This window comes from Collinsella sp. LCP19S3_B11, from assembly GCF_052121915.1.
GTDB lineage: Bacteria > Actinomycetota > Coriobacteriia > Coriobacteriales > Coriobacteriaceae > Collinsella.
The window spans coordinates 43,955-55,255 of the sequence record NZ_JBQKDI010000015.1; the positions used below are offsets into that span (position 1 = coordinate 43,955).

At 61.8% G+C, this 11,301-nt stretch carries 9 protein-coding genes; 4 read left to right on the forward strand and 5 right to left on the reverse strand.

Features of this window, described 5'->3' with window-relative positions:
• Nucleotides 1-213: 213 nt before the first annotated feature.
• Nucleotides 214-1,986, forward strand: coding sequence for a hypothetical protein (locus tag ACTQV4_RS08315; protein WP_441569617.1), 1,773 nt, complete (start codon nucleotides 214-216; stop codon nucleotides 1,984-1,986).
• A gap of 400 nt (nucleotides 1,987-2,386) precedes the next feature.
• Here the strand turns inward: ACTQV4_RS08315 and queA are convergent, their stop codons facing one another.
• From queA to ACTQV4_RS08330, 3 genes are all read right to left on the reverse strand, one after another.
• Complete coding sequence (gene queA / locus ACTQV4_RS08320; protein WP_441569619.1) at nucleotides 2,387-3,598, reverse strand: tRNA preQ1(34) S-adenosylmethionine ribosyltransferase-isomerase QueA; 1,212 nt, start codon at nucleotides 3,596-3,598, stop codon at nucleotides 2,387-2,389.
• A 70-nt stretch (nucleotides 3,599-3,668) separates the two neighbouring features.
• Nucleotides 3,669-4,244: an epoxyqueuosine reductase QueH gene (locus ACTQV4_RS08325; protein WP_441055709.1), complete on the reverse strand. Its 576-nt coding sequence runs from the start codon at nucleotides 4,242-4,244 to the stop codon at nucleotides 3,669-3,671.
• 154 nt (nucleotides 4,245-4,398) lie between these two features.
• A complete protein-coding gene (locus ACTQV4_RS08330) occupies nucleotides 4,399-4,968 on the reverse strand; it encodes a DUF3267 domain-containing protein (RefSeq protein ID WP_441569618.1) in 570 nt (189 codons plus the stop codon).
• Nucleotides 4,969-5,100: 132 nt separating this feature from the next.
• On the opposite strand from ACTQV4_RS08330, the gene ACTQV4_RS08335 reads away from it, so the two are divergent.
• Nucleotides 5,101-7,251 carry a methionine--tRNA ligase gene (locus ACTQV4_RS08335; protein ID WP_441546385.1) on the forward strand — a complete coding sequence of 717 codons (2,151 nt, stop codon included), beginning with the start codon at nucleotides 5,101-5,103 and terminating at the stop codon, nucleotides 7,249-7,251.
• Nucleotides 7,252-7,402: 151 nt separating this feature from the next.
• Entirely contained in the window at nucleotides 7,403-8,506 is a 1,104-nt protein-coding gene (locus ACTQV4_RS08340; protein ID WP_441546384.1) for an RsmB/NOP family class I SAM-dependent RNA methyltransferase, read from the forward strand.
• Nucleotides 8,507-8,527: 21 nt separating this feature from the next.
• Here ACTQV4_RS08340 and ACTQV4_RS08345 read toward each other — a convergent pair whose 3' ends face one another.
• A complete protein-coding gene (locus tag ACTQV4_RS08345; protein WP_441546383.1) occupies nucleotides 8,528-8,698 on the reverse strand; it encodes a hypothetical protein in 171 nt (56 codons plus the stop codon).
• 190 nt (nucleotides 8,699-8,888) lie between these two features.
• Between ACTQV4_RS08345 and ACTQV4_RS08350 the strand changes: the two genes are divergently transcribed.
• Entirely contained in the window at nucleotides 8,889-9,980 is a 1,092-nt protein-coding gene (locus ACTQV4_RS08350; protein WP_427728970.1) for a hypothetical protein, read from the forward strand.
• A gap of 107 nt (nucleotides 9,981-10,087) precedes the next feature.
• On the opposite strand, the gene ACTQV4_RS08355 is transcribed toward ACTQV4_RS08350, so the two are convergent.
• On the reverse strand, nucleotides 10,088-10,978 hold the full coding sequence (locus ACTQV4_RS08355) for a DegV family protein (protein WP_441546381.1): 891 nt from the start codon (nucleotides 10,976-10,978) through the stop codon (nucleotides 10,088-10,090).
• Nucleotides 10,979-11,301 lie beyond the last annotated feature (323 nt).

Here is an 11,301-nt window from a genome sequence, read left to right on the forward strand (position 1 = left end):
CGGTTCATACGCAAACCATTATAAAGACCGCGGCAGGTGAACGGCATAACGTCTTTCGGAGAAGGGAATGTCAAGCGCAAACTGAATAGAGCGGCCGAATTTTTGCTATCCAAGCGAGCCATCGAACACGTTTTGAAACTTTGCTGCGGCGCGCGGGATGCCGGCGCGAGACTTTATCATAGGGTGACAATCAACGATGAGGAGCACATGCCTATGACAGACGAGCTGGACCCCCAGACTCAGCAGCATATTGATCATTCCGCAGACGCCGTCGACGACTGCAGCACTCCTACCTGCGTCGCCACTTCCGTCGATGCATCCGCCGAAGATGCGCACGCCGGTGCGGATAAGGCAACATACACAGGCGATACTGTCGAGCATGACGAAGGCGAGCAACCGGAGTCGAACGACGCCGAGCCCGACACGGATCCCGCGTCACAGGCGGCAGGACCCATCGAGGTATCTTCGGAAGAAGAGCTCGATGCCGTCATGGACTCCATGATGGATGCCGTCAAAGCGATGAAAGACGCCGTGGCCGACGCCGATGTGGACGCCGAAGAAGAGAAGGCCGCCGAGGCCGCATCGACCTTCGTGCCTGGCGAGACCCCCGTTGCCGACCAAGGCAGCACCGTACCTTCGTTCTTACAGCTCGAGCACCCTACAATTGGCGCAGATGCAGTTGACCCGCACACTGCCGGCTTTTCCGTGATCGAGGGTGGCACCGGCAATATCGCCACGTCGCAGGCGCCCGATGCGGGTACGGCCGACGCCGGTCACCCGACCGCTCCACACGCCCCTGCAGCCAGCTGCGATCTGGGAACTGCCGTCTCAAATACAGCAAACGCCGTAGGCACTTTTATCGCCCAGGGCGCCTCTGCCATGCGCGAGATGAACGCCGCAAAGAAGGCGCTCGCGGACGCTCGTGCCCACCTGGCCGAACTTGATCAGCGCATCGCCGATCAAGGAGAGGAGCTCGAGACGCGCCAGGATATCGCAGGGCGTTACGACCAGATTGTCGCCGACCAGCGCCAGGCAATCGCCACGGCACAAAAGACCATTGCGGCCGCCGAGATTGACCGCGATACCCATGCCGCCAAGACAACAGAGCTCAAAGCGCAGCTCGAACAAATAAAAGAAGAGGACGACGCCACCGAGCGGCGTCTCAAAGCCGCACTCGATGCCGTCGAAGCGCGCGAAGCCAGCTCGCGCGAGACCGGTAACCGCCTCGTACGACGTCTCGAGGATTCCAAGCGCATCCGCGACAAGGTGAAGGCCGAGCGCGACGCCGGCGTTGCCGCAGCACAGCAAACCGTCGACGCCACGCGTGCTCAACTCGAAACGTTGCGCCGCGAGTATGCCGAGCTGCAACGCAATCCCTCGGCAAATCCCGCCAACTATACGGTGCGCACCAGCGAGCTTTCGATGCAGATCTCCGACACGGCTGATGCCCTGCGTAAAGCCGAGGAAGATGTCCCGCGCATCACCGCCGATCTTGAGCACTCGCTCGCAGCCGCCGAGCACGCCGTCGAGCAGGCGCAAGCCCCCATCGCCGACGCCAAACGCGCCCATCAGGCCGTGACGGCCGAGGCCGATGCCGCGCGCGACGAGCTGCAGACCGCAAAGGCGGCCGCTGCAACGCGCCAGCGCGAATTACGCGAGAAGATCGTCACCGAGGACAAAGCGCGTCAAGAGCAAGAGCAGGCTATCGCCAATGCCCAGGCGGACGTCGCGCATGCGCAGTCGATCATCGAGCAGGCGACCGAGGTGCACAACCATCCCGAGATCACCGAATCGCTCGCGGGCTCCTTGGCTCGCGATAAGGACGAGCGTGCCGAAACCGAGCGCGAAGTGGCTCAGCTCGAAGCCGCCGAGAACGACGTGCGCGAGCGCACCCGTGACTCACGCGTTAAATTCACCGGCGCAATCGTCTGCATTCTCACCGTAATCCTCGTGATCGTCCTAATCTGGCTGTTCGCGAGCAAGTAAACCAGCTGCCAAAAAACACTCACCGCAACTTTTTGATTGGTGCAAAGGGGCCAGGCTACTTTGCACCAACTTGGTGCATATAAAGCAGTCCCCATTGCACCAACAACGTTTGCCCAGATAAAACCTGCCAAAATAAACCTGTCCCTTTTTGGCAGGTTGAACCACGGCAACGCCAATGTTTTGGCGAAGTCAGCGAAAACCCGCCAGAACGGCAATCTCTTGACAACCAAAGAAATGCCGATGTTTTGCCAGCGACAGCGAGCGGGTCGCATTTGAGGCAAGGTGACGTGAAACGAAAGGGCGCTGACCTTCTGGTCGCGCCCTTGAAGTTGAACGTCAGATTGTCCAAATGCGGCCCGCGCAGCGTCGGCCGGTCCGCCGTTCGGCAGAACGGCGGAACCTACAAAATGAGCATGGCGTCGCCAAAGCTGAAGAAGCGGTAGCGCTGCTCGATAGCGGCGGCATAGGCATCCATGATCTGATCGCGGGTGGCAAGTGCGCTCACGAGCATCATGAGTGTGGAGCGCGGAACATGGAAGTTAGTGATCAGCGCGTCGACCACGTGATAGGTCGAGCCGGGCATGAGGTAGAGCTGCGTCGTCGCGTTCTCGCGCGCCACGATGTCACCACGGCCGAGCGTGTCGGCCCCGTCCTTACGGCCCTCAAAATAGCGCGCCGTCACAGCCGGATCGGACACCGGCGCGTCCGCGTCAAACGCACTCTCGAGCGAGCGGACTGCGGTGGTACCGACAGCAATCACGCGATGCCCCTCGGCCTTAGCCTTATGCACGGCGTCGACAACCTCCTGCGACACGTGATAGCGCTCGGTGTGCATCACGTGCTGCGTGGGGTCGTCCTCCTCCACCAGACGGAAGGTATCGATGCCCACCTCGAGCTCGACAGCGGCAAACTTCGCACCCTTGGCCTCGATAGCGGCCATGAGCTCGGGAGTAAAGTGCAGGCCCGCCGTGGGAGCGGCAGCTGAGTGCTCCTCCTTCATGGCGTAAACGGTCTGGTACTTCTCGGGATCGCCCTCGTAATCGGTAATGTAGGGCGGCAGCGGCACGTGGCCGGCAGCATGGATAGCCTCATCGAGCGTGCGTGGCTCGCCGGCGGCATTGCAACCGGCTGGCTCAAAACGCACCAGGCGGCCGCCGCGGCTATCGGTGACAAAGTCGACGACCTCGGCCGTCAGCACCACGGGCGCGCCCTCGGGCGCATGGGCGCCACCGGCGCGATACTCAATCTGAGCGCCGGGCTTTAAGCGCTTGCCCGGCTTGACCAAGCACTCCCAAACGTGACCCAGCGGATCCACGTCCTCGCGGCGCTTGAGCAGCAGCGTTTCGACCGCGCCGCCCGAGCCGGCCTTGCGACCGATAAGGCGGGCCGGCATCACGCGCGTCTGGTTGATGACGAGCACGTCACCCGGCTCGATATAGTCGATGATGTCGCGAAAGATGCGGTGCTCGACGGTGCCGCCATGCTCCAGTGGCGTTCCCGCCTGGGAGCCCTTGCGATCCACCACCAGTAGGCGGCAGGAGTCGCGCGGCTCAGCAGGAGCCTGGGCAATCAGTTCCTCAGGAAGGTTGTAGTCAAAATCATCGGTACGCATAGACACGTCGAATACTCCTTATATAGCTAAAATCCGCTCTACATCCTAGCAGGCTGCCAGCCCAAAAGAACTACTTTTTGGCGGCTTTGCGCTCGTCGCGGATGCGGGCGCGGTCCATGGCCGCCTCGACGGCCGAGAAGCGGCAACCACAGTAGTTCTGCCGATACATGCCCAGCTCGCGCGAACGGCGTGTCGCCTCGGGATAATACGGGCGAAAATCGCGAATCACCGGGGTGAGACCATGTGCCGCCGCCAAGCGCTCCAACACATCATTGCAGGTGTCGAACAACTGATACGGCGAGACGGCGAGCGTCGTACCCACAAACTCAAACCCGCGCTCCTGGGCCACACGGCATGCCTCGGCCAGGCGCAGGGCATAGCACGCACGACAGCGACGGGGTCGATCGGCGCCCAGCGGGGCCACGCCGGCCTCCCAGCGCTCGCGGTCCTCCCCCGCCTCGATGAGCTCGATGTCGCCATCGGCACACCACCGGCGCAGCTCGTCCAAACGCCGCTGCCATTCATCGCGCGGCTGAATATTGGGGTTGGTCCAGCAAATCGTGGGCTCAAACCCCTCCTCACGCAGCAGACGAACCGGCTCAAGCGAGCACGGCGCACAGCACGCATGCAGCAGCAGCGGCTTCATGGACATCTCCTCCCAATCTTTACCCAGGGTAGTCTTTTTGGGACGGGGCTATTTTGACTACTTTTGACATAAAGCAGTCAAAATACCCATCTCCAAAAAGTAGTCAAAATAGCCCCGTCCCAAAAAGACTAAAAATAGCCCCGTCCCAAAAAGACTACTGACCAAAAAAGCGCACGCCAAAGGACGTGTCCTCGCAGGCGACAATGCGGCGGTCGCGCAAAATGGTCCGCACGTAATACCAGTCGCCCACACAGCCCGACAAATGCAAGCCGGCTGACAGGTAGCACAGCAGCGGATAGCCCAAAAACGCAAACCCCAAGGCAAACGCCGTCGTCACAACAACCGTCGGCGCCAGACAAACTGCCACGTACCGCCGGCGCGAATACACCACGCCCTCGGCGCAGGCGTAAATCATGCACGTCTCGAGGTTCGCCCCAAAGGTAACCTGCGCGCCCGCAGGAGCCAGCAGCTTAAAGAACACGCCGTGCACCAACTCGTGCACGGCAAATGACGCCGCCGAAACCGCTGCCAAGCCGACTATCCAGCCCAAGACAGCCATCCAGCCACCCGCGTCAGCCGCGTCCAAGTCCGCGGGCCCACCCAGCAGCATAAACACCGGCACCAGGCACACGGCAAATGCGCCAAGCACGGCCATCCCCCACACAAAGCAAGCGTGCAGGAAATCCTCGTCTTCAAACGCATGTATGTTGGAAATCTCATTCATAGCATCTTAGGATAGCGCCCCTGCCACGTACCCGTCCGCATGTGCGATAATGTCGAACGATATGCACGAATTGACCACCGCGTCGCCGAGCCCCGCGCCCGGCCACGCTCTCACCATATGCGAAGGAGTCCCATGGCATCCAAATACTCCATGAACGACCGTCCCAGCTGGCCTCGCCGCGCCATCGTAACCGCCGGCGAGCCCTATGGCAACAAGGGCCTTCACTTTGGCCACGTTGGCGGCGTCTTTGTCCCGGCCGACTTCTTCGCCCGCTTCCTGCGCGACCGCCTGGGCCGCGAGAACGTCATCTTCACCTCGGGCACCGACTGCTACGGCTCGCCCATCATGGAGAGCTACCGCAAGCTCAAGGAGAACGAGGGCTACGATAAGTCCATTAGCGAGTATGTCGAGTCCAATCACTCTCGTCAGGCCGCGACCCTCAACAACTACAACATCAGCTGCGACATCTACGGCGGCTCGGGCCTTGAGCCGGCGGCCCAGATTCACAACAAGGTGACCGCCGAGATTATCGAGCGCCTGCACGAGCAGGGCACCATCTCCAAGCGCTCTACCCTTCAGTTCTACGACGCCAAGGCCGGCACGTTCCTCAACGGTCGCCAGGTCATCGGCCGCTGCCCCATCCAAGGTTGCAAGTCCGAGAAGGCTTATGCCGACGAGTGCGACCTGGGCCACCAGTTTGAGCCCGAGGAGCTCATCGCGCCCAAGAGCCAGCTCACCGGCGAGGTGCCCGAGCTGCGCCCGGTCGACAACCTCTACTTCGACCTGCCGGCCTACCTCGACTTTATGAAGACCTACACCGCCAAGCTCGCCCAGAACCCGCAGGTTCGCTCCGTGGTCTCCAAGACCATGGAGGAGTGGCTGCTGCCGGCACAACTCTACATCCAGAACAAGTTCCGCGAGGCCTTCGATGCCGTCGAGGACCAGCTCCCCGAGCACACCGTGCTGGAGCCCGAGGGCAACAAGAGCAGTTTTACCGTCACCTTCCCCAGCTGGAAGGAGCGCGACGACGCCCACGCGGTGCTCGCCAACGGCGGCGTGCGCTTCCGTAGCGGCAAGGCGCTCGTGCCCTTCCGCATCACCGGCAACATCGACTGGGGCGTTCCGGTGCCCGAGGTCGATGGCGTGACCGATGTCACCTGCTGGTGCTGGCCCGAGAGCCTGTGGGCGCCCATCAGCTACACCCGCACCGTGCTCGCCCGCGACGCCCGCGCCGCCGGCGTGACCGAAGGCGTCGCCGCCCAGGATGCCGCCCTCATGGGCGAGCCCGCCGCCGATTCCACGCAGGTCCCCGCGCCCACCTACCAGCACAGCTCGCTCGACTGGCGCGACTGGTGGTGCTCTGACGACGCACAGATCTACCAGTTTATCGGTCAGGACAACATCTACTTCTACTGCATCGCGCAGACCGCCATGTGGGAGGCCCTGGGTTGGAACCTCACGCAGAGCACCGTCAGCGCCTGCTACCACCTGCTCTACATGGGCAAAAAGGCAAGCTCGTCCTCGCAGACGCCTCCCCCGCCGGCAGACGACCTGCTCAACCACTACACCTGCGAGCAGATGCGCGCGCATTGGCTGTCGCTCGGCCTGTCCGAGAAGCCGGTGAGCTTTAGCCCCAAGGCATACGACACGCGCGTGACCGGCAAGGACAAGGACGGCAACGAGGTACGCGCCTGCGACGACAAGCGCGTTATCGACCCGGCCCTTAAGGAGAGCGCGCTTTTGACCGGCGTGTTCAACCGCCTGGCCCGCAGCTGCTTTTACGGCGTCGCCGTCAAGGAGGGCGACGAGAGCCCCTACCGCAACGGCTGCATCCCCGCCGGCGCCGCCTCCGCCACCGTGATCGAAGCCGCCCAGCAGGCAGCTCTCGCCTTTGAGCAGGCCATGTACAAGTTCGAGACGCACCGCGCGCTCGCCGTGTGCGACGACTACCTGCGTGCCGCCAACAAGCGCTGGAGCGACGCCTCCAAGGCTGCCAACAAGCTCGAGGGTAGCGAGGCAAACGCCGCAATGACGCAGGCACTGGTCGACGCCTTTACCGAGCTGCGCGTGGCGACCGTGCTCATGCACGGCATCGTCCCGGCCGGCTGCGAGCTCATCTGCGAGTACTTCGACATCGATCCGGTCGCCTTCTTTAGCTGGGACAACATCTTTGCCTCCACGGATGAGTTTGTGGAGAGCCTGGGCGAGAAGCCCGGCGAGCACCGCGTAAAGCCGCTGCCCCCGCGCTTCGACTTCTTCAGCAAGCACGAGAGCCAGTACTAGACAAACGCCAAGGCAGAGTAGTCAATTTGGGACGGGGCTATTTTAGCTACCCCGTCCCAAATTTAACTGCAACGCCTGCCGAAACGGACGGGCAGCTAAAATAGCCCCGTCCCAAATTGACTACTTTTAATGGAATGGGAAGGAAAGACGGATGTCCAAGCCGCGTCGTCGTAAGCAGAAAAAGCAGGTTAAGCCCGAGCTCAAGCTCAGGCAGTTTGCCGCTACCGAGCTTTCCGACCAGCTTGCCGCCCAACACTCCGCCGCCGACCTGCCGCGCTTTATGGTCGATACGGTCGCCGGCGCCTATGCGCCTGCCGATGCCGAGCTCATGATTGAGGGCTTTGGCGCCGCGGCGACACGCCCGGTCACGCTGCGCGCCAACACGCTCAAGGCGACCGCCGAGGACATCGCCGCCGCGCTCGACGCAGCCGGCATCGCCCACCAAACCGTTGCCTGGTACCCGGACGCTTTCATCCTGCCCGAGGCCCAGGTATCCGACCTGTGGGATCTCGACATCTACCGCAACGGCATGATCTATCTGCAGAGCCTGTCGTCCATGATGCCTCCTTTGGTGCTGGGCGCTCAGGCCGGCGAGGATATCCTGGACATGTGCGCGGCCCCTGGTGGCAAGACGACGCAGATCGCCGCCCTCACCCAGGGACAGGCGCACCTCACCGCCTGCGAGATGAGCATTCCCCGCGCCGAAAAGCTCGAGGCCAACTTGGGCCGCCAGGGCGCCAAAAACGTGCCCGTCATGCGTATCGACGCACGCGAGCTTGACGAGTTCTTCCGCTTTGACCGCATCCTGCTCGACGCCCCCTGCACCGGCACGGGCACCGTCATCAGCGGCAACGAGAAAAGCCTGCGCGGCCTGACCGAGCAGCTGCTCTGCAAGTGCGCCCGCTCACAGCGCGCGCTTCTGGACCGCGCCATGGGCGCCCTCAAGCCGGGCGGCACGCTCGTCTATTCGACTTGTTCGATCTTGCCGCAGGAAAACGAGGACGCCCTGCAAGAGGCCCTCGACAAGCACATGGACTGCGAGCTCATTCCCCTCGACGGCACGCCGAGCGAAAGCGAAGCGCGTCGCGCCCAGGAAGCTGGCGAAGAGCCACGCGTCGAGAGCAACGCCCTCACCGAGGCCATCGCCACCGGCCACGTCTCGACCGTCGCCAACGGCATGCCCGGCACGCTGACCATCCCGCCCAGCCGCGACTTTGAGGGCTTCTACATCGCTCTGATCCGAAAACGCAGTTAGCGCACGGACCAACTCAACAAGCTATCTCCGTGCGCGCTTGTCCTGCTGGTCCTTATGCCGTGCAAACGCTTCACGCTCCTTGCGCTCGGCCTTTTTGCCCTTAATGGCCGTAACCACAAAGTAGATGACCGCGGCGGCTACGATTGCGCCCACGCATAGGCCAATCGAGCCCAATAATGTCGAGATTTCCATACCGCGTCACCTCTCTTTTGTATACGGGACATCCAAGATAGCACCTCGATTCCCGCCACCACAGCTCCTTCACGTTCGCGGCCCTTCGGTCTAACGGATAGCGCGGCGGGGAAAAATCAACTCGTCAAACGTTTTAGCAACGTAGCGCCGGTCGCACGCTGCCGACCGCACATTATAGAAACGGACCGCAATGGATTCTCTCAACGATTTGAACGAGCGTGTTGACGCTTTTGTCGCCACCAGCTCCTTCGACACGCCCGCCGCGACGAACGACCAAGCCCCCATCGATGTTCCCGCCGAGGTTCACGAGGACATCGTCGCCTCGGTCGATTTCTCAGAGGTTGAGCTTGCGGACGAATTTACCGAGCCCCAGGTGGCCGTAACCCCCAGCGGCCTTTTGCCCATGGAGCCGCTGCCCATCGACGGGCGCCTGCGCAAGGCGGCCCTCCGCATGCCCGATGAGATTGAGGAGGCCAGCGGCTTTACGCTCTTTGGACGCCGCATCAAATCGCTCATCTACACCACCGACGTGGCGGTCATCCGCAACTCCAATGCCGACGCCGTGTTTGCCGTCTACCCCTTCACGCCGCAGCCCGCCATTACGCAGGCGCTGCTGACTGTTGCCGAGTGCCCGGTCTTTGTGGGCGTTGGCGGCGGTACCACCACCGGTAAGCGCTCCGTGCAGATGGCGGCAGTCTCCGAGATGCAAGGCGCGGCGGGCTGCGTGGTCAACTCCCCCGCTACCGCCGAGATGGTCGAGCACATCACCAACATCGCCGACATCCCCGTCATCGCCACGGTCGTTCGCTGCGATGACGATGCCCACGCCAAGGTGCGCGCCGGGGCCAAGATCCTCAACATCGCCGCCGGCAAAAACACGCCCCAGGTCCTGCGCGAGCTGCGAGAGCACTATCCCAGCCTGCCGCTCATCGCACCGGGTGGCAAGACGCCCGAGAGCATCCGCGAAACCATCGCCGCCGGCGCCAACGCTATCATCTGGACGCCGCCTTCGGCCCAGCAGCTGCAAACCGACATGATGGAGCGCTACCGCAAGATGAAGGAAGACGCCACGCCTGTCATCTCGCGCGACGATGTGCCCATTATCGACCAGGTCGCCGCCGCCGAGGTCAGCCAGGTCGAGAACATGAATCCCGACGTGCCGATTCCCGACGAGGTCATCGAACGCGTCGCCTCGATCCACGATCATATCGAGGAGCGTCGTGCCAACCGCGGACTCAAGCCGTCACTGCACGGCTTTTTCTTCCGCGGAAAGAAACGCTAGCCGCAACAGCAAGGCCCGCCCCGCAAACAACGGGACGGGCCTTTTTCTGTTATCAAATGTCAGGAGGACAGGCGTAGCCGTTAAAACCGTCAGCCAGCCCACAAACGTTAGTCCACGCGCTTGTCGCCCATAAAGAAGAGCGCCACCGTACCAGGTCCGGTATGCGAGCCAATCAGAGTACCGATGTCATTAATCTCAATCTTGCCTTTAAGCTGCGGAACCTGTTCCTCGATCAGCGCCGCAACTGCCTCGGCATCCTCGCGACACGCCGAGTGCGACATGATGCACTTACCCGAATAATCCGCACCGCCCTGCACGTGTGCCATCATGGTCTTAGCCATCTCGGAAATCGCACGCTTCTTGGTGCGAATCTTCTCACGCGGCGCCAGCTCACCTTCGCAATCGACCGTCATAAGCGGGCAAATCTTGAGCGCCGTGCCGATGATCGCGCTCGCGGCCGAAATGCGGCCGCCGCGCAGATAGCTCGACAGATCGGTCGAGAAGAACCAGTGGTGCAGGTTGAGTTTATGCTCCTCAATCCAAGCGGCCGTCTCGTCGAGCGAAGCGCCGCTATCGCGAACGTCGGCGGCACATTCCGCCAGCAGGCCAAGGCCCGAAGACGCCGCCAGCGAATCGATGACGCGCACCTTGCCGCCCTGGGGATAGCGATCCGCGAGCATCTGCGCCGCAACGCAGGCCGATCCATACGTGCCCGAAATGCCCGACGATAACGTCAGGTGCAGCACGTCTTTACCCTCGACAATAAACGGCTCCCAAAACTCCTCGTACTCACCCACGCTCACCTGAGACGTCTTGGGCATAGCGCCCGCGGCAATCTGGGCAAAAAACTCGTCCGGCGTAATCGACTGATACAGATCGTCCGTATAGACAACATCGTCGATCTCGTAATGAAAACACACGACAGGAATATTGCGCGACGCAAAGAACTCACGGGTTCGATCGGCGGCGGATTCACAGGTCAGGACAAAATCACTCATATGAGGCTCCTTACTCATTGTTGCGCAAATTATCGCACAGCATGCGTGAATACGGTACAAATGTCCGTTATTTACCAAATTGAACCAAAGGTAGTGAACATCTTTACCGTCATCATCTCTAGCGATCCCGGAGGTATGCGCCTGCAAAAACGACCCTACGTCTCCACTCAACCGCCATATCTACCTCGACTAAATCGATTTAGCAAACCGTTCGGTTGATTTCCGATCTCAGCCGAACACATTGAGCTGATGGCACGCTCCCGCAGTCAACCGAACGCCCCCGAGGTCCTATCCGGGACCCGGGGGCGGCATTTTCCCAGTTG

Bases quoted from the DNA above. Each gene is read 5' to 3' on its own strand.
- ACTQV4_RS08315 (WP_441569617.1), top strand. From the start codon at position 214: ATGACAGACGAGCTGGACCCCCAGACTCAGCAGCATATTGATCATTCC.
- queA (WP_441569619.1), bottom strand. From the start codon at position 3,598: ATGCGTACCGATGATTTTGACTACAACCTTCCTGAGGAACTGATTGCC.
- ACTQV4_RS08325 (WP_441055709.1), bottom strand. From the start codon at position 4,244: ATGAAGCCGCTGCTGCTGCATGCGTGCTGTGCGCCGTGCTCGCTTGAG.
- ACTQV4_RS08330 (WP_441569618.1), bottom strand. From the start codon at position 4,968: ATGAATGAGATTTCCAACATACATGCGTTTGAAGACGAGGATTTCCTG.
- ACTQV4_RS08335 (WP_441546385.1), top strand. From the start codon at position 5,101: ATGGCATCCAAATACTCCATGAACGACCGTCCCAGCTGGCCTCGCCGC.
- ACTQV4_RS08340 (WP_441546384.1), top strand. From the start codon at position 7,403: ATGTCCAAGCCGCGTCGTCGTAAGCAGAAAAAGCAGGTTAAGCCCGAG.
- ACTQV4_RS08345 (WP_441546383.1), bottom strand. From the start codon at position 8,698: ATGGAAATCTCGACATTATTGGGCTCGATTGGCCTATGCGTGGGCGCA.
- ACTQV4_RS08350 (WP_427728970.1), top strand. From the start codon at position 8,889: ATGGATTCTCTCAACGATTTGAACGAGCGTGTTGACGCTTTTGTCGCC.
- ACTQV4_RS08355 (WP_441546381.1), bottom strand. From the start codon at position 10,978: ATGAGTGATTTTGTCCTGACCTGTGAATCCGCCGCCGATCGAACCCGT.